This window comes from Alphaproteobacteria bacterium (genome assembly GCA_016722515.1).
Taxonomy (GTDB): domain Bacteria; phylum Pseudomonadota; class Alphaproteobacteria; order Rickettsiales; family JADKJE01; genus JADKJE01.
Window position 1 is genome coordinate 1,006,208 of sequence record JADKJE010000001.1, and the last position, 22,100, is coordinate 1,028,307.

The window sequence follows — 22,100 nt, forward strand, 5'->3', positions numbered from 1 at the left end:
TAATAACCTATTTATCCAAACCTCCTGGCACTGTCATAACCCAACCCAATCCCCACGCTCGAAAGTTTATTTTCTTCCGACATCGTAGCCAGCGGAAAGGTTTGGTTTATCACGTCTTTCAACAGGGGAACCTCGGTGGTACCTCCGGTTAAAATCACCATTTGAATCTGCTTGGCATCGGTTTGTGCCAGTTTTAAACATTCGGCAATCGACACTGAAATTTTATCCAGATGTTTTATAATCGCACCATTAAATTCGTCGCGGGTAATATCCAGCCCCAGCGCATCCTCAATAAAGTTCAAATTGATATTTTCGGTCATGCGCAGGGTCAATTGCACTTTCGCCTCTTCCACACACGATAATAAGCGATGCCCAAGCTCTTGTTCAATCATGGTCAGAAATCGGCCAAACTTGTCTTTGTCATGCGACGTCTTGTGGATTTCTCGAACCTGCGAACGCACCCGTGGCACATAGAGAAAATTAACTTTCGACCATTCAGACATGTCGTGAAATGGCCCCACCGGCACGCTTAAATTTTTATCGCCATACGTACTTTGATATCCCATCAGTGGCATAAAGGACGTAAGGCACAGATCTTTATCGAGGTCATTTCCGCCTACGCGAACACCGGTATTCGCCAGGATATCCTGGGTACGATCTATTTTATGAAGTGAATCGGGTGATAAACTGATCACCGTAAAATCCGACGTTCCCCCACCAATATCCACCACCAGAGCCAATTGTTCTTTGGTAAGCGTGCGTTCATGCGCAAAGGCAGCGGCAATGGGTTCATATTGAAATTCAACATGTTTAAAACCCACGGCTTTGGCAATAGCCTCTAACTCACCCTGTGCTTTAAAATTGGCATCTGGATTATGGTCGATAAAATTTACCGGCCTGCCCATAACCACATGGTCTAAGGATGCCTGGCAATGTGCTTCGGTGTTGGTCTTAAGATGACGGATAAAATCGCCAATAATGGCATCAAATGTCAAAAATCGTCCATTGACATGCGTGCCATTGCCCATCAACGACGTACCCAAAATCCGCTTAAGTCCCCGCATAAACCGCCCATCATCGCCATCGGCATAGGCTTTGATAGCCTGCCGGCCAAACAGAGGAATATTCTTTTCGGCCTTAAAAAAAATGGCACTGGGCAAGGTGGTGCTTTGGCCTTCTACTGGAGCCAGCGTGACGGAACCACTCGTCGCTACTGCGATAGCAGAATTTGAAGTTCCAAAATCAATACCGCAATACATAGAAATCCCTCATGTTCACTACACAATATATAAATGGAAGCTGGAGAGTATAACAGATTTGTGCGTTAAATACAGGAGTACATGAGGCCTTCCTAAAAAAATGTCAGGGTGTTGTACTTCACACTTGAATGGGGTGTTGGTGTAGAGGTGAATGCGTTACATCATAATACAGCAATGTTTAGGTGAGCGCGGCATTCCTTCATCCGAATCTGACCTCTCCTTTTTTCTCTGATCGCGCCGATCCTTTTCTTTGTTAGCATATGTATCTCCAAGATCGACCTTAAACTTATCAGCAAAGGAAGTCGTATGAGGTGAAAATTTGCGGGGGGAGTTGTTATCCGTGGAAGAGACTCCATTTGTGAACGTTTCTTCTTGAATCACTTTTTTATCTAATGCTATTGAAGCGGTAAAGGGGGGATGTTTTTTATCGAGTTGACCCTCTATACAAGGCACTATTAACCGGTTATCACGCTTTTTCATCGCATCAAAGAGACTGATGATCTGAGGATGATTGGCCAATAATAAGTCCATTTTTGATGTGGCCAATCCATCATTAACTAAAATATCAATTTCAATAAAATTGCCATAATTAAATTCGATCATTTGATCAATGATGGTAGAGGCCTGTACTTCATTCATGCCAGCCAAAAGAATTAATAAAACATTTAAACTAATGGGAATTTGTTTTGGGATAAAAAAATTAACAAGGTCTAAATGATGAATTAAAGCATAATGTAACATCGAAGACTCTGTTCCATTATTATGTTTATATTTTTGAGAAAGATTAATGCCTCGTGCCTCAAGCATTTCCAGTAATTTAATTTTTTGTGCAGTGGAAATCTTGCTATTGGAAACTATCGTACTGACAAAAAGACAGGGTGATACTTGTTCTTGCAGGAATGGAAGTCCATAATTGTTACTTTCTTCTGCTGCCAGCCTGTCTAATAAAATTAAAACATCTGGAATGTTAGGTAGTATTTGAGATAATATTTCAATACCATGTGGGGTTTTGCAAAGCTGAATAAGAAAGTCTTTTTGGTTATCATGAGATAAAGAAAGGAACCTTCCCTCCAAATCTTCTAATGGGTAGGCTGATGGAACCAATCTTACGAAGTTATTTTGAATAGGTAACAGATTTTGATACATATCAGCGCTTAGTTGTGGGCTTAACCGTTCAGCTAGCGGTGTTGGTGGCGTTGGCTGACTGATATCAAAAATCTCTATTCCTTGTTCTTCAGTTACGGTAATAATACTATCCGCAAGTTCCCGCATATTGGCATAATCCGTTTCCATTAAACCCCAATCCCGGATTAATTGATGTGCCATTAAATGTTTAACCAACAGTGTTTCTTGCTTAACGATGTCTTGAAATATGTCCCATAGAGGTGGGATGGATTGGAGATGTTGATCGGTTCTTTGTTGCGTCACTGCCTCGTGAATGCGCACAAATAATTCTTTTTTCATGTCAATTTCATCATCATATCTTGTTCCCAAACTAAAATCTTTACCAAATGAAGATTTTCCAATAACACAATCAATAACACTTTCTATGATTTCTTTTTGTTGATCAGTTATAGCATTTTGATTAGTCTCAAGCCATTCGGTAACAGCGTTTTTAGTGGCATGAAAATCAAGCTCTACATGCTGATTACCACAATATTGTGCATAAAAACAATCAAGCAAATGGCCGCCTTCATGTACCATCCCACTGATAATCTTTTTATTTGAGACATAGAATTCGCTTTCAAATGAAATAGTTAGGTTCATATTATAAGAAACACCCCCTAGTTTAATCCACTGAGGAGCTCTTCTCGTTGGATAAACCCCATACGCATTTCCCAGTATCGGTGATAGGGTGGACACATTCGAGCCATGACAAATCAATGCTTGTGCAAAATTGAGTTCCCCTAACAAGGTTAGGGCATGTAAGCGCGGACGCAGTTTTTCTATCTCAGAATAAAGTATTGAAATGTCAGACGCAATCGTTAGCTTATCGTCCTGATTGCTTGCAAAGATCATCGGGAGACGCCCTGATTTGATAGAGCCGTCAAAACCTAATTCAGCGATGCCGTTCTCTTCTGTCTTGAGCTGTTGAACGATGTTATGATGCATGGCATTGAAATATTCATCTACTTTCTTGCCAGCGAATTCTAATACATCTTTTCGATTAAAATTCACAGCATTAATGATGGCCTTACGATCGACTAATGCTTTTAGAATAGAGATTTTATCAGCCTTAGCTGCCAAATGAATGGCCTGGTTTCCTTCTTTATCCAGAGCGATACGCAGTGCTTGATCGGAAAATGTAGCCAGGAAATCGACATCTTCATTGTTAATGGCTGAAATGAGCTCTTGAGGATTCGGTAATATCTGTTGATACTGATTTTTGATATAAGTGATAAAGGCTGGTTTTTTTAAAAGATGCGCTTTCAGTAACACGCTTTCATTCCAAGAATCACATAATGATAAATCAGCGCCAGCTTCGACAAGAGCTTTTAATTTATTTAAATCCTCGCCTATAACCGCAACATGGATGGGCCGCAATCCATGTTCGTTCAGATAATTTAAGTCTAGTTTTAGGTTTTTTGCTACAAGCAGTGTTTTTAAGATATCGATAGATGGAGAAAGGAGCGCAATTTCAACTAATTGATTGATACATTGATTCGTATGCGTAAAACCTTTCTGGATTAAACATTCAACCACAGGCAAAGCCGATAGGTTAACAGCCCATTCCAAGTAAGAATAGGTGCCTGTTTGGCTCGTCTGACAAAGTGTAGGATTTACTTTACCTGAATCCAGGATATCCTCCAGGATAGCTATACAATAACGCCCATATACTTTATTTGTGCATTCCATCATTAAACTAAATGCTATAGTTTCAAAGCTTATTCCTTCATGGGAATAGGATTGGTTAATATCATCACATTGATTTATAAGCGCCTTGATAACAGAACGCATAATTTCAAAATTAGGGGAGGTAATTGGGTGCGATTTAATTTTAGAAAGTATATCATCAAAGAGAATAGGAAATTGTTCGGGTGCAATAGCCCCCCCCTGCCTCAGCAAAATTTCGACTGCGCCCCACCTTAATTCAGTTGAGGCAAAAGGCAAATAGCTATTCGGCGCATTGTTTGATCTATGAATGATCATGGATGAAAGTTCATTGGCTACATCTAAATTCTGCCGTATAAGGAAGGTAATTGAACTCTGGATTAAGAGTTTATCTGGATTTTCTAAAGTCTTTTCTAATAAATGCTTGTCCGAATCGCTAACACTTCCGTTTTCAATAATCCCGGTTAGAATATCCCGTAAGGATTTTACGAATGGCTGCTGTTCCTGAGTGACAGGAGTAGCGATTGAAGTAGGGGACACTCCAAGCTTGCCCCCAGGATTTCTTGCCCCTGCAGGGACAGCAACCATGGGAGCTGAATTGAAAGAAGCAATTAATGCTTTGACACTAGAAAGTGAAGAAGATGCGTCCTTTGACATGACATTCCATTTCTTGGATTAACAAATAATTATTATAATAAACAACGATTTATTTGGATCAACATAAAAGGTGATATTATTCAGATAAAGATACAAAGTATCCCAAGATAGTGGAGCGCAAAGGCGAATCCCCTGAACCATATCCTGAATGGGAAGAAGCTTCCTAAATCACCGTTCCATCGTTCTTGCAATAGTCATCATGTTTTGCGCCCCGGTGTTACTATCAAGGGGTGATAAAAAGATAAAACTTCTCCCAACGCCTCATACTGTTCTTTATACTTCTTCAGGTTATCTGTTTTAAGTTTCTGAATGTTTTTCAATTTCCATTGGATAGCAGGGAATTGTTCAAAACCAGCAAAACCATATCGTTCCCATTCAGGTTCTTTAAATTTGAAACTTAAGAAAAATGAACGATCATTATCGGAAAGGGCCTAAATTTTATGGAAGAGATTTTGTTTATAAACGAGGACTCTAAAATTCTTGCATAGCGGTTCCTATTCAAGATTCTTGAGTCCACGTTTAGGGAAAAAATGTCAAACATAAAATCTTATATCTTCATGTATGAGGAGCCCCCCCTAAAAAACCAAGTATGGGGGTCATGGTATCAACTTAATGCCATTGCCACTTGCGCTGGGGTGAAAACTTTTCCTTTCTACAAAATTACCTCTGTATCTTTGATACATTTGGATCATTCTTACTCTGAAAAGCTTCATTTATAATACTAACGAATTTTCCTACCTTATTATATAAATAGCATTTTGATTCTATCGTGAGAGGTTTATTTATACTTGACTTGTTTACTGGCTCAAAAACAATGTTCCTTGAGTGCTTTAACAAATGGGTATTTAGGTTTTTTCCTTCTTTTCCATTAAATGACTGATCACATGAGACATACTGTGGTAAATCTGCTTGGGCAGTTTTTAAAAATTCAGGAGGTAGATTTGTGACATTGCCTTCATCATCACTTATAATACGGTCGTGTACAACACCATGACTAAGCGCATTTTTAAGAAATAGAATCGCATCTAGACTACAGGAAACAAAATCATCTTGCCTGATTATGTTGCCTTTTACAAACTGAATTTTATTAAATAATTCATAGACCTCAGGAGCCGTATCCTTCATTTCATAAACAATTCCCATAATTTTTTCATGGTAATGATTATCATTTCCAGCGGAATTCGAAAAAAGCAATTTTATACTACCTTCTTTTACACTTAGTATACATGATACCGGATGCGCATTTGCAATATTTGTTACTGGAAAAGTAAGACCAACCTGCAACGACTTATCAGTTTTAGAAAATTTATATATTTTGTTTATAAAATCTTCGCTACTCAAGCAGTGGCAAATATTTATATTATACTTTTTATTATAATATTCTACTAATATGAGCAAAGATGCATCATTCATAATTAAAGAATGAACATTTTTAGACTCGAAACATTCAGCGTATAGCCCTGATACTTCGAAATAAGGGAGCTGGATGCTCACTTTTTGAATGATAGGGTCATTTGATTCTATGTCACATATTACAAATAACTTTCTAATTTGAAAAATTAGATCATCAATATTGCTATTATAGATAATTGATAGGGGAATATCGATGGCTTGAAAAAAAGTCTTTTCATAATAAGTAGATAAAACATTTTTTAATTGCATTGCTTGAAGAGAATTTCCTCCAAGCTGTAAAAATGTACGGTTAAATATTTCGGGATTAGCATCACCAAACATATTCTTCCAACTTTTTTCAATTAAATCACCTATAGTTTCGAGAGAATTATAATGATCATCATTTTTAACTAGGCCACTTGGTGTTTTTGATAAATATTTCTGAGGAATAGCTTCTTTTAATGCGTTTCGGTTCACTTTTCCATTTGCCAAACAAGGTATATCAGATATGGGTATTACATCTGATACCATCATTCCGGATAATTCTCCAAGCAAATAATCATTCGTTATTTCAATATTCTCTTTATTGTGATACAGAGCAATGAGCTTTTTATCAATCCCCGTTCCTACGGCAATGACAAAGCATCGTGTTTTTAATTTTTCAGTTAATAAATCTTCAATTCCTTTAATATTTACACGTTTACCCCTAATTTTTTCATGCCAGGTAGCGCGCCCTATAAACTGTAAGTCTTCTGCTGATTTACTCTTTTCAACAATGTCGCCAGTTTTATAATAGGTTTTTCCTTCTTTTATAGTAAACGATTTTTTATTCTCTTTATCATTATTATGATAACCCGGAGATACTCCTGGTCCTGAAATAAGTAACTCGCCTCCTTCAGGATAGTTGCCTGATCCGTCAATAAGATAGTCGAGCCCTTCAGTAATTGCCCCCAAAGGAAAAGAGGTGAATCGATGGAGATCCGTTTCTGTGGTAATGGTATAGGAAGAAACCCAGGAACACTCAGTGGCACCATATCCATTAATGAGCTCACAATGAGGGCTAGCTATTTTTTGAAATAATTTAGCATGCTCTAATGTCGTTTCTTCTCCGCCGATAGTAATAACTCTAAGATATGGAGGAAAACTTCCAGATGCATCCTCAAATATTAATGAAAACATTGAAGGGATAGAACTAAAAATAGTTACTTTATTATCATTAATACTACTAAGAATAGCGTTCCTGTCTAGTAAAGATTCATGCAGCACAAGTGTAGCACCATTTAATAAAGCTCCATATATATCAACGATAGCTTGATCATGAGCAAAAGTGGCTAATTGAAATAAACTATCTGTAGCGCCTATTTTTAGGTCTCGGGTATAACGCTCTATTTGATGAACAATATTTTCTTGTGTCTGAATAACCCCCTTAGGGTTGTTACCTGTTGAGCCTGATGTATATAATAGGTAAGCAGGGCTCGGAGCTGTGGTAGTATAGTTTATGTTATTATTGCTGTAGTGGGATAAATCAATTTCTGGTATCTTTATCTGCTCTAAATCTTTTAAAGATTGGGAGGTCTTCTCAGAATCACAGTATAAAACCATTGAAATATTAGAGTCCTTAATGATAAAATTAGTTCTTTTTTCTGGATCTTTATCATTAAGAACAACGAATGTGCTATTAATTTTAAGAATAGCTAATTGACCGATTAACATATTAAACTTATCTGTGCCGCTAATACCTATGACATGATTACTTTGATTCTTATCATTAAGCAGCCGTGCTAGTTTATTTGCACGTTCGTTTAGCTCTTTATAGCTTATTGGGGTATGATTGTGTATTACAGCTGTTTTTTCAGAAAACGATTCTGCTGTATCCTCAAATTTTCTGACCAAGGCAAGATTGGTCTTATCTGCTTTAAGTTTCATAATATAATAATTATTTATTTAATTTAAATTATATTATAGCAAAAACCACATATCGTCAATATACACATAACCCAAGACAATAAATCAGCACTATACTACGTGCGGCACTTCGCCTTTCTTGAAAAAACTTATGATGATTTCAGGTGTATTCTACGTTTCTCGTAGATACGATCTAATATTGCTTTTGCACTCTCGACTTTGGAACTTTTTTCGCCCCTACCCCTCCTCCCCCTTACACACGGCCTTCAGTGCCTTTGTGGAGCAAACATTTCCCATTAGCAAACATGGCCTTAGTCCCATTCAAAACCGTGGAATGGGGGATGAAACAAGCGGACTGCCATCTCCCTCTTGAGCAATTGCATGAACTTTTGGAACGGATCACGACTGTTAAAATCATGAGCCGCAGAGAAACATATGCCATGAATACTGATATGCCTAAGGAGATACCACCGATCTATCGCTGTCTCGAACTAACGGTACCAGAGCGATTTCGCCATTCATAAATAATAAACGCAGAGCCTCAAGCTCGTTGGGCGGTCTTGATTTTATTGGCTTTTTATCAATAAAGCTTCACAATCACGAAAAACAACATGCTGATTCTTTCCCATAACCAATCTCCCTCCTTATAAACCAAACCCAACTCACATTGGTTAACGGACGGTAACTATCAAACCTCATGGTTAAAAGGCGGTTACAGCGCATTTGTCTGCAACACTTCGTAAAAGTGCATAGTTATTTTCGGCTGTTTAATGGGGAAAAATTGGGGGAAACCGCTTCACCACCTCCGGGACCACTTTCTTTAACTCATTGAATTACAATGAAAAAAAAAGTGGTGACCCCTACGGGAATCGAACCCGTGTTACCACCGTGAAAGGGCTGTAAAGTTGACTTGTGTGGACTTCACGATACAGCCACAATCAATTGATCTATATGGATAATATCTATTATTGTTTTCTGTTGTGCACCAAAATTTTTCCATGTATAGTACCGAAATATTACCGAAACAAAAAGGTATCATATGGCACGCACGGTACGGGATACGAAACTGGAAAGCAGGGCTGCTCGATTGAAGCTTGAGGTAAACCTTGAGCCCTACTGGAAGGGGATCGACCAGGGATTGCATATCGGATATTATAAAGGCTCAACCGGCTCAACATGGATTGCGCGATACCGAAAAGAAAACAAAAAATATGTTAAGACAACCCTTGGTGTCACTGACGATGTGATTGACGCTGATGGCTTGAAAATACTTTCTTTCTCTCAAGCCCAAGAAAAATCCAGGGAATGGTTTAATAAGCAATCACGCATTGATGCTGGGATCGATAACTCCTATGGAAAGAAATACACCGTTGCTAACGCCCTTGATGACTATCTTGCTTGGTTTAAACATGAACGAAAATCCTATAGCTATACTGCCGGTACAATTGAAACTCAGATCAAGCCAGAATTAGGGAATATTGAGCTAACCAAAATAACCCCTAAGGCCATAACAACCTGGAGGAACAAACTTGCCATTACCCCTCCCCGATTGCGTAGCCGTAAAGGGGAAGTCGTCAACTATGATAAAATGGGTGATGATCCTGATTCTCTCAGACGCAGAAAATCAACCGTCAACCGCATCCTAACCATCTTAAAGGCCGCCCTCAATCATGCTTTCCGTGAAGGTTATGTAGCGAGTGATGAAGCATGGCGTAAGGTTAAGCCTTTCCATAATGTTGACAGTCCAACCATACGTTATCTGAACAAAGATGAATGCATTCGCTTAATTAACGCCTGTGACCCTGATTTTAGAAGCATGGTGACCGCTGCCCTGTTCACCGGTTGTCGTTATGGTGAATTAACCCGACTTACCAGCAATGATTTCCACAGTGATAGCGGTACACTATTGGTACGGGAAAGCAAAAGCGGTAAACCCCGTAGAGTGGTGCTAACGCAGGAAGGCCAGCGTTTCTTTCAACAGCACACCAATGGAAAGAAAGGTGAAGACTTTATTTTCCTGAGAGAGAACGACCAAGAACCATGGGGCAAATCCCATCAGGCAAGACGCTTAAACGAAGCGTGTAAACATGCCCATATTAAACCAGCTATTTCATTCCATATCTTACGTCATTCTCACGCAAGCCAATTAGCCATGCAGGGTGTATCAATGGCAATTATAGCTACCCAGTTAGGCCATTCTGATACTCGCGTGTGTGAACGCCATTACGCCCATCTTTGCCCTGATTACGTGGCCGATACTATACGGGCTAAGTTGCCTGAACTGGGGATTGTACACCAAAACAATGTCGTTAACTTGAAACGAGGTATCAAATGAGTACTGATCTGGCTAGCTCAGACAATCGAGGAGTAAATAGCTATCTTGCAGATGCTTTGAATCTGATTGCTTCTGGCTCTTTAAATTTAGAAGAATTTACCACATTCCTAATTAAAGATAATAATAAGCTGCTATATGAAATATACAGCCACCGTTGGCCTGGTTCTGAATATACGCTTGATAGCTCCAGCGAGTTTCGAGAGGATGCGCGAAATGTAATTTTGGCTGGGTACCGAACGATATATCACATGTTACCAGGTATTGCCCCCACCATGATAGTAGATGAGATGATTGATCGAGGAAACCTGGAAGAAAAAATATATGCACCTCTGTATCCTAGAGACCAGTTAGAGAAAAAACTATCTGACCATCTTTTAAGCAACCTATGCGACAACCTTCCGATTAGCCAAGAAGAAAAAATGCTCTGGAAAAACAAAAGAAAGCATCATCTCCGGAATTTGATTAGAGGAGCTCACAAAGCAGCCCCTCAAAAAGTAAAGGAACCTAATATCCGTGATAAGCTACTTTCATTAAAGCGAGCAATATTTCAATTATCTAAGACATTAGAAAACACCTTGCTTCCACTTGACAGTGACATTAATTTCTTTTTTTCTCACAAAGCAGATGAACAACTTGCTTGTGCCCAACTGCTTTCCACCTGTGCTGAAGAAATAGCTACTAAAGACGGTGGATACCCATGGATATATTCACCTACCAACATTAAAGTCGATGATAATGAGAATTATAAATATTTTGGAGGTATAATCCGACTAAAAAATATGCCTGATCTTAAATGGTTAGATTCGTGCGTGGATATGGCTTTAGTTAAGAATGACCAAAAAATTAAAAAACCAAAAGATGGACATAGTAGAGTAGGAAAAGGTGTAGACAAAACAGCAGAACATTTTGTTGTTAACTTATGTAACCTTTACTACACAATAACTGGAAAAGAACCAAAAGTGAGCCGTTCGGGAAGCGACAATGTTTATAAGGGCGAAGTGCTACGTTTTATCCCACCTATCCTAGAAGGATTTAAAATAGATCGGGCTGAAAGTTGGATATTTAATATTATCAATTCTTGGATTGAAGGTAAAAAACCAACTTTACCTGCTCCCCTGTGGATAGAAAATCCTATAAATACGAACCCTGCAGGTTTATGACTTCTCTTCAGACTCATAAAACTGTCCTCTAAGCATTCGCTTGTTCACGAACGCGCTGGTAAGCTCCTACTTGTATCTCAACCAATGTAGGAGTTTTAACATGAATACAGCTAAACTAACCCTAACCATCCCCGAATTTTGCCAACAGGCAAATATCAGTCGCTCCCTTTTTTATAAATCAATATCAGAAGGATGGGCACCAACTACCATTAAGGCCGGACGAAGAACACTTATACCAACTCAGTCTGCTCATGATTGGATAGAAAAGCTCATCGAACGCTCTGCTAAAGGAGGCATGTAATGAGGCCTCCAATTAATACAAAAAACCCCCGTGTTGCCTGCCAGCAAAACCACGGGGATAGAATAGTTCGTATATCAAGTCTTAATCTGGATAACAGAAGAAGTCAACAGCCGCTTGAACCGGATGGCTGGCAACCTTTACATAAACTCATTCATCAAGTTCTTCGCAACATACCAGTAAATGGAGGCACTCATGGACAATAGCCAATTGTTTAAAGAAGCCATGTTGCGAAATGGGGTTATTTGTCATGATCCCATTATTGCTGATGGAAAATTTCATAAATTCTTTCATTCAGGGATACGTAAAAAATCAAGAAGTGCCTGGTATATATTTCATGGCAATTATGGGTCTTATGGAGATTTTTCCCAAGCTATAGAAAAGGGATGGAGCATCGATAATGGTGAGGTAGTAACTCAATCTGAGCGCAAAATACGGAAAGAACAAGACGCGTTAAGGGCTGAGGGAATTCTTAAGACATATGAAGAAACCTCAAAGAAAACTGCTAAAATATGGTTTAAGTTGTCGGAGACAGGAGGATCATCTTATCTTCAAAGAAAGAAGGTTGATGCCTTTGGAATTCGATTCTCAAGAAATCAAATCATTATTCCAGTCAGGGATATTGATGGAAAAATATGGAGCTTTCAGCGCATTTTTAATAATGGTGATAAGCGATTTTTTGCAGGCGGAAAGAAGCAATGTTGCTTCCATGTGATTGGTACACTTGAAGATGGCAAGCCATTCTTTTGTGTAGAAGGTTACGCAACCGGTGCATCGGTATATATGGCAACAGGCATAACAACCGTCATTGCCTTTGATGCTGGAAACTTGGAGCCTGTTATTAAAGCCATTAAGAATAAATATTCTCAATCCCCTATCACTATTGCCGCGGATAATGACCAATGGAAAGAGCGTAATACCGGAAAAGAAAAAGCAGAAGAAGCGGCTGCCAAACATGGATGTATGATTGTCCTCCCGCAATTTCCGGACACCGTAAAAAGGGATAAGCCTACAGACTTTAACGACCTGCATTGTCTGGTTGGATCGGATGAAGTAAGAAAGCAACTTACTCATACACCTCCTCCACCACCTACCAAAGAGCCAGCTACAGCCATGCCCCGTGGCTTCTTCATGCGCAAAGACGGACTATACTATCAACAGAATGAAGATACATCCTATTGGATATGCTCTCCTTTGTATGTCAAAGCACATGTCAGAGAAGAAACTGGTGAGAACTGGGGCAAGTTGCTTGAATGGAAAGACCCTGACGGCACCACTCACAAATGGACAATGCCACTTAGCATGTTGGCGGGTGAAAGCGTTGATTTACGCGCTCAACTTATGCATCTTGGATTAAACGTCTCTACCAGCACCTCTAACCGTAACCGCCTGAATGAATACATCCAAACGGCCAACCCAACTATGCGGGCAAAATGCACTTCCCGTATTGGTTGGCATGGAGCTTCTCGGTTTGTGTTGCCGGATAGAGTGTTTCCCGATACTGAACCCTTATATCTGCAAAGCGATAGTCACAATTTTCGTACCTTCAAAACAAAGGGCACACTTGAATCATGGCAGCAAGCAGTGGCTATTCCATCAAGAGGCAATAGCCGGTTGGTATTTGGTCTATCATGCGCTTTCGCAGCACCGCTGCTTCATATCACAGGTTCAGAAAGCGGCGGTTTTAACCTGAAAGGTAAAAGTTCTTCAGGTAAGAGCACTTCACTGGTAGTGGCTGGAAGTGTGTGGGGCGGTGGTAGCAATAATGGGTTTATTCAAAGCTGGCGTTCTACCAGCAATGCCCTTGAAGCCGTGGCAGAAGCTCATAATGATTGCCTGTTATGCCTGGATGAATTAGGCCAAATTGATGGAAGGGAAGCAGGGGAAGTATCCTACATGCTGACCAACGGTACCGGTAAGAACCGCTCAAAATCTAGGGGTGGGCTACGCAAAGCCCATGAGTGGCGTTTGTTGTTCTTATCTACGGGTGAGATATCCTTATCCGATAAGATCAATGAGGGTGGCAAACGTGTTCAAGCCGGTATGCAAGTGCGGTTGGTAGACATACCCGCCGATATCGCCAGTGAGCATGGAATCTTTGACACGCTGAATGGTTTTGCCTCTGGTGATGCGTTATCCTCCCATTTAAAGGAAGCTGCTACTCACCACTATGGCACCGCAATTAGGGAATTTCTAACGCATATTGTTGCCCATAAAGATAAACTTGTTGAACAACTAAATGGAGCAAGGAAAGCTTTCCAAATAGCGTTTGTTCCTGACAATGCAGACGGTCAAGTCAGCCGTGTTGCTGGCCGCTTTGCCTTGGTTGCTACAGCAGGTGAGCTTGCCATCCAAATTGGTGTGTTACCTTATAATCAAGGTGAAGTCATACAAGCGGTAGGAACTTGCTTTAAAGCATGGCTGGATGATAGGGGGTCTGTTGCGTCCTTAGAATCAGAACAAGGTATTGCCCATATTCGTGCATTCTTTGAAAGCAATGCCGCCAGTCGCTTTGCGACGATGGAAGATATTTTTAACAAGGAAAACCGCATTATCAACCAGGCAGGATTCAAACGTAAGAACCACGAAGGACATTACGAATTCTTCGTCTACCCCCAAGTGTTCCAAAAGGAAATCTGTAAGGGCATGGATCATAAAGCAATGTGTCATGAGCTGGTTAAATTGAAGATGCTTGTTCCAGGTGATGGGAATCGATTTGTGAAGAATCAGCGGCTTCCAGAAGTCGGGGTAAAGAAAATGTACTGTTTCACTTCCAGCATGATGGCTGATGCCGATATGGAGGTCACCGCATGATCGATAATTTTGCAGATATTTTCCTATCGCACTTACCTGCTTCCCCCAATTCACGGGTAACAGGGGTAACGCGGGTAACAGAACCCGTTAAACCTAATCATTTCAATCGTTGCAGTGATTCGGAATCGTTACCCATTCCCCAAAGTCAATGTGGAACACGAGTAACAAACCCCACCTATTCTGTTACCCATGTTACTCATGATGAAAACGATATGGGTAACGGCAGCACACTCATAGAACCCTTTAAAAACAAGGCTTCAAAAGATGTGTTACCCATGTTACACACGTTACCCATCAAGAAGAAGGAACAGGTAAAAGAGCTTAGCTACTTATCGATAGACATAGAGGAAAGAGCGGCTTTTATCGAATATGAGGCCAACATACCAAGAGAATGGGCAGAAGCCTTCGCCCGCTTAGAGTATATGGAAGCGCCCCCTTCTATTCCGCGTCAACGCTGGCAAAAGATTACCAATAACACGGGCATCTTACTTGATAAACATGTACATGACCTTACCAAACATCGATGGACGGTTATTGATATCTTTGGTGTGCATCGCACTTGCACCGATAAGCGCTGTGAGCAAATGGGCTTACTCTATCTGTTGGGAGATGAAGCGTTCTATGAAATCAAAGATTCGTCTATTACCATTCGCACCTTTACTGGAGCACTTCAGATATTTCAAAAGCAGTCTCTATTTGAAAACGAGCAAACATTAATCTGGAATATTCATGAACACGGAGGAAATGACCATGACTAAAAAGACATCTTTTATGGCAAATTCAACCTTGCCAAACACCTTGTCATCTACCTTAGCATCTATCCCTAAAAACTTACCAAAACTTACCCCAAAGCAACTTTGTTTTTGTCATGAGTATATGGTTGATTTAAACGGCACAAAGGCCGCAATGCGGGCAGGTTACAGCCGAAAGACGGCCAATGAGCAGGCCGCACGGTTGTTAGCAAATGTTAGCATTGTGGGAATTATCGATATTTTGATCATTGAGCGCATCGAACGGATTCAAATTACCTCAGATGATGTAATGCGCCGACTTGATGATTTATACCACCGCGCACATGAGGCTAAAAAATTTAACGTAGCTATCGCTGCCCTGACAGCCATTGGAAAACATATCGGATACTTCCCGCCCGAAAAATAAGGTTCACACAATTCAGAAATCACCGTCTCATTAACAATAACTCATAAAGGAATAACAAATGGCAAAACATAAAAGACTTGGGGCACGCCCTAAATACCTACACCCTGATTATCCGTTAACGATAGAACAGATATGCAATACCATCATGGATGAAATGAAAACTGGCAGCACAAGAAATCAGGTTGCTACCAAATTAGGAATTGCACGCTCCACATTTGAAGAATGGGCAAAACGTCCAGAATTCGAATCGACTATTCAAAAAGCAGAAACCGCCTCGGTGGCTTATTGGGATGCTGTTTCCAAACAGGCTGCCTTAGGTGAGATAAATGCCAATCCTGCAGTCTTGATTTTTAACCTCAAAAATCGAGCAGGATATGTTGATAAGCAGGAAATTAAACATGAAAACAATCCAGGATTGGCTGCACTCCTACAAGATGCTGTCAATCGTGTACGTGATAATTAACCAAAATGATAATAGGAGAAAATTTTATGACCTCAAACAATCTCGTTTCCATTAAGAAGCCTAACGGTAGGCCACTCGCTTATGTGGCTCCCATTGCAGATAAAATCATTCAACGGATGATTAACGGGGAATGCCTCCTGAAAATCTGTCAGGATCATAACATGCCTTCCAGGACTACTGTTTATAAATGGATTAAAGAAAACATAGAAGGGTTTTCAGACAGGTACGCATACGCGCGCGAGCTGATGGCAGATTTCTATGCAGAAGAAATCCTTGAAATTGCGGATGGAGACCCCAATAACGACAGTCCTGAAAAGATAATGCGCGACAAATTAAGGATAGATGCATTAAAAAGGTATGTCGCAAAAATCGCACCAAGAAAATATGGGGAACGCCAGACGATAGAGCATGAAGGTGAGGTATTGATTGCTCATAGAATCTTAGAGGCAAGGAAGCGGTTTGCTGAGCCAATTCAGCCACTGTGTATTTCAGAAGAGTGAAATCATTTTTGATACAAAGATTATGAAACTAGGTGGACAAAACGATATGAAGGATATGATGGGTTGGGTATCATTATGGAACTATGCTTATTTTAAACTTTTTAGGTTTTGTCCATCCTCGGATATAGAGCTTTATTGACACTTCTTTGTATCCACCTTCTATACCAGAAGGTATCTCAAATTGGCAGGGCAATTCACTCTCAGAATTTGTAATATTCTTTTCTATGCCTTTCTTATCTAGTTGTACATCTTCTTTGTTGAATATTTCATAACGATCAAGATATTTATCCTTACCTGTATTTATAATATAGAATTGCCCCCTTTGAAATTTCTTGTTACGTACATCTTCTGGAGTTTTTGCCGCTACCAGAGCATTGAAATATCGAGTCTTAGGAGGCTCAAGGCGTTGATGCTTGATCTGTATTGAGCAATACCTTTCTCTAACACGTGTGGTCGCCCATATAATAGCAGTTACCACAGTTGGTATTCCAATTCCCAATGCAGTGAAAATCCCCAAATACTCTGAAAAAATCTTCAACATAAAAATCCCCCCCTTTATTCATAAATGAAAACAATTAACCTCCAATTAACTCATGGTTAAATACATTGATTCTTAACCAATCTTAGCATACCCTAAACTTAGAGCTGAACACTCTTGCATAAGCGGTTGCCGCACCCGAAAGTCAATGCGGTTTTTTTGTGCCCTGCACATTTTGTGTCGGGAGAGGGCGAAATATAATACCCGCAAGGGAAATACGCCCGCAGCACTTATGCGCTGTGTTCAACTCCCGATACCAGTAATTCTGCTGTTATCGCTCATGCATTGAACAAAAGCATAAGGAGGCCATATGGCTAATAATACACAATCTCAAAACCAAACCATCCCCCCTACTCACCTATTCAAATTTAGAGGCATTCATCTTACCTTCTATGAAATTGATAACAAACCTTGGATTACCGCAAGGCAATTAAGCAAAGCACTGGGTTGCTTCAATCACAATAGAACAGAAAAACTGTACCATCAATTTAAGTCCTTTTTCGATGCATCTATGACTAAAATGGTCAAGGCACAAGCAATTGGATTAGAGGGTAAAGAGGCGCTTCTATTCTCAGAACAGGGAGCTATTAACATTGCTATGATAGCACGTACAGATGCTTCTAACTTCTTTCTGCACTGGATATCCCAAACATTACGAAGTTTTAAAGATAAACAAGGTTATGAATTCCAACCACTCAATCCTAAATACCAAGTCAGTGCTTCCTTGTTTAAAGCTATTCATGAAGTGCTAGAAATGATCATCGTCCGACTGGATACAGTTACCGGAATTGAACTAAACCACCAACACTCCAGGTGGTTACGCGATAAACTGGTGGATGAAGCAAAACGGGAAATACGCGTCCTTTCGCATGGGTTATATGCAAAGCAGTATCCAGGAGTTTATGAGACACCATACACTCAGGACGCCGATGTCTCTGCAAAAAAGTTTCAGAAAATTGAAGACCAAATCATATTGGTTTAAGAAGCAGAACACCTAAGAAAAGTAGCCACCGAATCACTGCTTGGCGGTTACTTTTCTTATTAATTCACTCCTTAACATGTTCAATAGGCATTGATTCTAAGGCGTTGCAAGGCAAGGATACTTAATAATGAGGAGTGCCTCGCTAGTGAGACGGGAGTGTTTAAATAACTGTGTCACTTGATAGCAAGTTAAGCAGAAAGCTGTTATGCATCGTGTAGTGAGCGTAGCGAACGTAACGATGCATAACAGCGACTGAACCTAACTTTTATTAAAGGACACCTCTATGTCAAAAAGAAAACCAATACCATCATTATCTGCATCAGAACAAGAGATACTTGCTTTACTTCAATCAGGCAAAGGTCTCCAAGAAGCCTTGGCCCCTATGGTCAAACGCGTCATGGAAGCTGCTCTTGAAGGGGAGTTAGCTGCCCACCTTGAATCCGAAGAGAATAGCCCAGGTAACAGACGCAATGGCCATACAAAGAAACGTATCAAAAGCAGTTCTGGGGCTTTTGATCTCATTACTCCCAGAGACCGTGACGGCTCGTTTGAGCCCCAGCTTGTGAAGAAACGACAGACGGTTCTTACTGATGACCTCGATCAGAAAATACTCAACCTCTATGCTAATGGCATGAGTTATTCTGATATACGCTCTAATCTTGAGGAAATCTACCAGGTGGAAATATCGTCCGCTGCTATCACTCAAATTACTGACCGGTTGCTCCCAGAATTGGACGAATGGCGCCATCGCCCACTCGAATCCGTCTACCCTCTGCTATACCTTGATGCTGTCCATTTTAAGGTTCGAGAAGAGGGAAAAGTTGTCCCTAAGGCGATCTATTCTCTACTAGGGGTAACTTCAGAAGGAAAAAAGGATATCCTGGGATTATACATCAATGACACCGAAGGTGCCCACTTCTGGGCTGGTGTACTTGCTAGCCTTAAAGAGAGGGGTGTCAAAGATATCTTAATTGCATGCGTCGATGGTTTAACCGGCTTCCAAGAAGCCATCCACTCCCTATTCCCCAAAACAGAAGTGCAGCTCTGTATTATCCATCAAATCCGCAACTCTATGCGCTATATTGCAACCAAGGATCAGAAGGTATTTATGAGCGACCTTAAGCGCATCTACCAGGCGACATCTAAAGAGCAAGCTGAATACGCACTCAGCGAACTCGATGAAAAATGGGGTAAAAAATATCCCGTTGTCCTGCGCTCTTGGCAAAATAATTGGGACGCATTATCCAACTTCTTCAAATATGATAACCATATCCGAAAAATCATCTACACCACAAATGCTGTAGAGGGATTACATCGGATGATACGCAAATATACCAAAACTAAAGCTGCTTTTACTTCTGAAAATGCATTGCTCAAATTGGTCTATTGTGCCTATCAGAAGATTCTGCTAAAGTGGACCATGCCAGTCGCTAATTGGGCTATTATCGTTTCTCAGCTCAATTGCCACTTTAATGGCAGAATCAAGCTTAACATTGCTTGACACAGTTTAATGAACAGTCTCAGTGAGACTAATTTAGAACTGGGCATTCCAGATGTTTTTACAAATTTACGTAATATCTTTCGAAGTGATCAAAATGTCAGTAACATTCTCTTCATTATTGGTCATGATACCTGATTCTCTATACTTCTCATTTGCGATCCTATGAAGCTGTTCTTTGTTAAGCCTAAAGGCTTCCTCATAACCACTACCATCAAAGCTAACTGTCAATGGCGAACCCCTTAGCTTATTCAATTCTCTCAATGCCTCCTCAGATACTTGAAAAAGCACATGTCTATCTCCATCATCGGCATGGAAACATACTGATCGAGAACTAGGAATATATCTGCCATCATCATGTGTTTCCAAGAAGCTAAGTGTCATATGAATTTCTCCTCTGCATTCTTTCATGCTCATAACTTTAGCATGACACATTTTTCTTAATATATGGTAAATTGGTTCCCTCAATTGGGATCAAGCTAACCGATTAGGTAAGCTTTCTGTGCACTAAAGTGTATGAAAGTTCTCCCACGGATAATACCGAAATATTACCGAAACCGCTCCTACCCCCAGGGGGATAAGGCACCAACTCATTGAATTGTAAGGAGAAAGATGGTGACCCCTACGGGAATCGAACCCGTGTTACCACCGTGAAAGGGTGATGTCCTAACCGCTAGACGAAGGGGTCACATAAAAAGGCGATAGGGAGATAGACTTTTACAGCAAATCTTCTCACTAATCAAGAGGCTTTTTATTCCTTTTTCGTCTCAGGACCACTCTTTTTGTCGAAGGATGCTCTAAAAACTGCTTCAGCATCGCCTCCACCTGGTGCGCGGTGTTGGCTTTAGTCGAGGCTGTATCGATAACATAGGTGGCCCGTTTTATCTTTTCGGATTCCGATAATTGTTGGGTACGGATCGATTTAAATTTCTCTGGTGTCATGCCCTTGCGGCGCATGGCCCGTTCTTCCTGAATAGCGGTTGGACAGGTTACGACCACAATCTGGTCATAGGCCCCGGGGGTGTTTTTTTCAAGCAATAAGGGAATATCGAGAACCACGAGAGACTGATGGGTACGACGTGCCCATTGCAGGAACCGTTTTTTTTCAAGTTGCACCAAGGGGTGCACAATCCGCTCAATTTTGCGCAATAAGGTAGGATCTTTAAGGATCGCCTGGCTAACAATAGCACGGTCAATCGCCCCATCGCACAATGATGTCGGTACTAAGGCCGCCACAAACGCTACCGCCTTTCCTCCTTTAGCATAGAGCTGGTGCACGGTTTTATCGGCATCAAACACCGGGATATGCTTGTGCTGCAGCAACTCCACTACCGTGCTTTTACCAACCGCTATGGAACCCGTTAATCCAATGATCTGCATGTGTGTTCCCACGTATCATCCCACTTGCCTTGATGAACCCATTCTAGCGTGATTAGCAAACTAACTTCCAGAAAAATCTCACGCCACTACCGGCAATTTAAGTTCCTGGCCAATGGAAAGTTTATGGGGATTGACTTTTAAAGCGCCGTTTGCATCCAGGAGCGCTTGCTGTGTAAGCCGCAAATGTGCCGCAATAGAACCCAGCGTATCACCGGGTCTGACTGAATAAAAACCGTGCCGGTCAAAGGATCCGTAAGCAATTAAATTAGCCGCCAGCTTGCTGCGCGAAGCAATCACCTTCGGTGAGTTTTTGACAATATCGTCAGCCACTTTAAAAAAGTGTCCCTGCCGCCATTCATTCTGCAATTCCTGGGTCAAAGCGCCAATGCCACGTACATAAAGCCATTGCAGCAACCCTCCCCGTTTGGCCCAACCCAACGTGTCCCAGGCATTGGTTAAACGGGAACTTACCTGTGCAGCCAATTCGCGCACATGCGACTCAACCAGGACCCTTGCCTGCTGGCGGGTGATTGTTATGCCGATGGGAGTAAGGTCGCGGATATTTTTTTTACCAGCCGTTAGATCCGCAGCGCAGGCAAGCAACACATTAAGCCCTGCTTGATTCAACAACGGCATCCCTGCCTCACCAAAACGGAGGTTAATATCCGAACGTATCTGCCAGATTGCCGGATTTTTCTGTGCCAGAATAATCAAAGCAAACCCATGGCCGAGGGTAGGAATACCATACATATCATATGCCGTTTTTGTTTCAAATCCTTCAAAACTGATCAACAGATCAATTAAATCATTCCAACTCGAAAGTGTAGCATTAGTCATAGTCCCTCAATCCCTTGTTGTCGTGTAATGAAGATGCTATCAGCTGTTAGATGATAAAGGCAAGGTCGAATGTGATGGAGGATAAGGTACGG

General features: G+C 40.8%; 17 protein-coding genes and 1 tRNA gene. 10 read left to right on the forward strand and 8 right to left on the reverse strand.

Features of this window, described 5'->3' with window-relative positions; translation table 11 throughout:
• Positions 1-11: 11 nt before the first annotated feature.
• The 3 genes from IPP74_04630 to IPP74_04640 all read right to left on the reverse strand — a co-directional run bounded on the left by IPP74_04630 (position 12) and on the right by IPP74_04640 (position 8,066).
• Complete coding sequence (locus tag IPP74_04630; protein MBL0318564.1) at positions 12-1,259, reverse strand: Hsp70 family protein; 1,248 nt, start codon at positions 1,257-1,259, stop codon at positions 12-14.
• Positions 1,260-1,415: 156 nt separating this feature from the next.
• Positions 1,416-4,748 (reverse strand): hypothetical protein, encoded by a 3,333-nt coding sequence (locus IPP74_04635; protein MBL0318565.1) that lies wholly within the window; start codon positions 4,746-4,748, stop codon positions 1,416-1,418.
• Between the two features lie 660 nt (positions 4,749-5,408).
• The gene (locus IPP74_04640; GenBank protein MBL0318566.1) at positions 5,409-8,066 is read right to left on the reverse strand and encodes an AMP-binding protein; all 2,658 of its coding nucleotides are present in this window, start codon (positions 8,064-8,066) and stop codon (positions 5,409-5,411) included.
• Between the two features lie 1,018 nt (positions 8,067-9,084).
• Between IPP74_04640 and IPP74_04645 the strand changes: the two genes are divergently transcribed.
• The 8 genes from IPP74_04645 (at position 9,085) to IPP74_04680 (ending at position 16,773) form a co-directional block, all read left to right on the forward strand.
• On the forward strand, positions 9,085-10,380 hold the full coding sequence (locus tag IPP74_04645; GenBank protein ID MBL0318567.1) for a site-specific integrase: 1,296 nt from the start codon (positions 9,085-9,087) through the stop codon (positions 10,378-10,380).
• Positions 10,377-11,540 carry a hypothetical protein gene (locus tag IPP74_04650; protein MBL0318568.1) on the forward strand — a complete coding sequence of 388 codons (1,164 nt, stop codon included), beginning with the start codon at positions 10,377-10,379 and terminating at the stop codon, positions 11,538-11,540. The genes IPP74_04645 and IPP74_04650 overlap by 4 nt, the downstream gene beginning before the upstream one ends.
• A gap of 100 nt (positions 11,541-11,640) precedes the next feature.
• Positions 11,641-11,841 (forward strand): transcriptional regulator, encoded by a 201-nt coding sequence (locus tag IPP74_04655; protein MBL0318569.1) that lies wholly within the window; start codon positions 11,641-11,643, stop codon positions 11,839-11,841.
• A gap of 192 nt (positions 11,842-12,033) precedes the next feature.
• Positions 12,034-14,652 carry a DUF927 domain-containing protein gene (locus IPP74_04660; GenBank protein ID MBL0318570.1) on the forward strand — a complete coding sequence of 873 codons (2,619 nt, stop codon included), beginning with the start codon at positions 12,034-12,036 and terminating at the stop codon, positions 14,650-14,652.
• Positions 14,649-15,410: a hypothetical protein gene (locus IPP74_04665; protein MBL0318571.1), complete on the forward strand. Its 762-nt coding sequence runs from the start codon at positions 14,649-14,651 to the stop codon at positions 15,408-15,410. Before IPP74_04660 ends, IPP74_04665 begins: the two co-directional genes overlap by 4 nt.
• A 13-nt stretch (positions 15,411-15,423) precedes the next feature.
• Positions 15,424-15,810, forward strand: coding sequence for a terminase small subunit (locus tag IPP74_04670; protein MBL0318572.1), 387 nt, complete (start codon positions 15,424-15,426; stop codon positions 15,808-15,810).
• 58 nt (positions 15,811-15,868) lie between these two features.
• Positions 15,869-16,273, forward strand: coding sequence for a hypothetical protein (locus tag IPP74_04675; protein ID MBL0318573.1), 405 nt, complete (start codon positions 15,869-15,871; stop codon positions 16,271-16,273).
• Between the two features lie 26 nt (positions 16,274-16,299).
• Positions 16,300-16,773, forward strand: coding sequence for a terminase small subunit (locus tag IPP74_04680; GenBank protein ID MBL0318574.1), 474 nt, complete (start codon positions 16,300-16,302; stop codon positions 16,771-16,773).
• A 73-nt stretch (positions 16,774-16,846) separates the two neighbouring features.
• On the opposite strand, the gene IPP74_04685 is transcribed toward IPP74_04680, so the two are convergent.
• Entirely contained in the window at positions 16,847-17,314 is a 468-nt protein-coding gene (locus tag IPP74_04685) for a hypothetical protein (GenBank protein ID MBL0318575.1), read from the reverse strand.
• Between the two features lie 307 nt (positions 17,315-17,621).
• Between IPP74_04685 and IPP74_04690 the strand changes: the two genes are divergently transcribed.
• The gene (locus IPP74_04690) at positions 17,622-18,293 is read left to right on the forward strand and encodes a hypothetical protein (protein MBL0318576.1); all 672 of its coding nucleotides are present in this window, start codon (positions 17,622-17,624) and stop codon (positions 18,291-18,293) included.
• Positions 18,294-18,576: 283 nt separating this feature from the next.
• Complete coding sequence (locus tag IPP74_04695) at positions 18,577-19,794, forward strand: IS256 family transposase (protein ID MBL0318577.1); 1,218 nt, start codon at positions 18,577-18,579, stop codon at positions 19,792-19,794.
• Positions 19,795-19,860: 66 nt separating this feature from the next.
• Here IPP74_04695 and IPP74_04700 read toward each other — a convergent pair whose 3' ends face one another.
• From IPP74_04700 to IPP74_04715, 4 genes are all read right to left on the reverse strand, one after another.
• Positions 19,861-20,175 carry a DUF1488 family protein gene (locus IPP74_04700; GenBank protein ID MBL0318578.1) on the reverse strand — a complete coding sequence of 105 codons (315 nt, stop codon included), beginning with the start codon at positions 20,173-20,175 and terminating at the stop codon, positions 19,861-19,863.
• A 229-nt stretch (positions 20,176-20,404) separates the two neighbouring features.
• A tRNA-Glu gene (locus IPP74_04705) sits at positions 20,405-20,479 on the reverse strand.
• 47 nt (positions 20,480-20,526) lie between these two features.
• Complete coding sequence (locus IPP74_04710; GenBank protein MBL0318579.1) at positions 20,527-21,171, reverse strand: dephospho-CoA kinase; 645 nt, start codon at positions 21,169-21,171, stop codon at positions 20,527-20,529.
• Positions 21,172-21,249: 78 nt separating this feature from the next.
• The gene (locus IPP74_04715; protein ID MBL0318580.1) at positions 21,250-22,008 is read right to left on the reverse strand and encodes a LysM peptidoglycan-binding domain-containing protein; all 759 of its coding nucleotides are present in this window, start codon (positions 22,006-22,008) and stop codon (positions 21,250-21,252) included.
• Between the last annotated feature and the right edge of the window lie 92 nt (positions 22,009-22,100).

What these genes read in the sequence shown, in the direction of transcription:
- IPP74_04655 (MBL0318569.1), top strand. Translation starts at nt 11,641, where the DNA reads ATGAATACAGCTAAACTAACCCTAACCATCCCCGAATTTTGCCAACAG.
- IPP74_04640 (MBL0318566.1), bottom strand. Translation starts at nt 8,066, where the DNA reads ATGAAACTTAAAGCAGATAAGACCAATCTTGCCTTGGTCAGAAAATTT.
- IPP74_04700 (MBL0318578.1), bottom strand. Translation starts at nt 20,175, where the DNA reads ATGACACTTAGCTTCTTGGAAACACATGATGATGGCAGATATATTCCT.
- IPP74_04670 (MBL0318572.1), top strand. Translation starts at nt 15,424, where the DNA reads ATGGCAAATTCAACCTTGCCAAACACCTTGTCATCTACCTTAGCATCT.
- IPP74_04690 (MBL0318576.1), top strand. Translation starts at nt 17,622, where the DNA reads ATGGCTAATAATACACAATCTCAAAACCAAACCATCCCCCCTACTCAC.
- IPP74_04715 (MBL0318580.1), bottom strand. Translation starts at nt 22,008, where the DNA reads ATGACTAATGCTACACTTTCGAGTTGGAATGATTTAATTGATCTGTTG.
- IPP74_04680 (MBL0318574.1), top strand. Translation starts at nt 16,300, where the DNA reads ATGACCTCAAACAATCTCGTTTCCATTAAGAAGCCTAACGGTAGGCCA.
- IPP74_04645 (MBL0318567.1), top strand. Translation starts at nt 9,085, where the DNA reads ATGGCACGCACGGTACGGGATACGAAACTGGAAAGCAGGGCTGCTCGA.
- IPP74_04710 (MBL0318579.1), bottom strand. Translation starts at nt 21,171, where the DNA reads ATGCAGATCATTGGATTAACGGGTTCCATAGCGGTTGGTAAAAGCACG.
- IPP74_04665 (MBL0318571.1), top strand. Translation starts at nt 14,649, where the DNA reads ATGATCGATAATTTTGCAGATATTTTCCTATCGCACTTACCTGCTTCC.
- IPP74_04675 (MBL0318573.1), top strand. Translation starts at nt 15,869, where the DNA reads ATGGCAAAACATAAAAGACTTGGGGCACGCCCTAAATACCTACACCCT.
- IPP74_04650 (MBL0318568.1), top strand. Translation starts at nt 10,377, where the DNA reads ATGAGTACTGATCTGGCTAGCTCAGACAATCGAGGAGTAAATAGCTAT.
- IPP74_04635 (MBL0318565.1), bottom strand. Translation starts at nt 4,748, where the DNA reads ATGTCAAAGGACGCATCTTCTTCACTTTCTAGTGTCAAAGCATTAATT.
- IPP74_04685 (MBL0318575.1), bottom strand. Translation starts at nt 17,314, where the DNA reads ATGTTGAAGATTTTTTCAGAGTATTTGGGGATTTTCACTGCATTGGGA.
- IPP74_04695 (MBL0318577.1), top strand. Translation starts at nt 18,577, where the DNA reads ATGTCAAAAAGAAAACCAATACCATCATTATCTGCATCAGAACAAGAG.
- IPP74_04630 (MBL0318564.1), bottom strand. Translation starts at nt 1,259, where the DNA reads ATGTATTGCGGTATTGATTTTGGAACTTCAAATTCTGCTATCGCAGTA.
- IPP74_04660 (MBL0318570.1), top strand. Translation starts at nt 12,034, where the DNA reads ATGGACAATAGCCAATTGTTTAAAGAAGCCATGTTGCGAAATGGGGTT.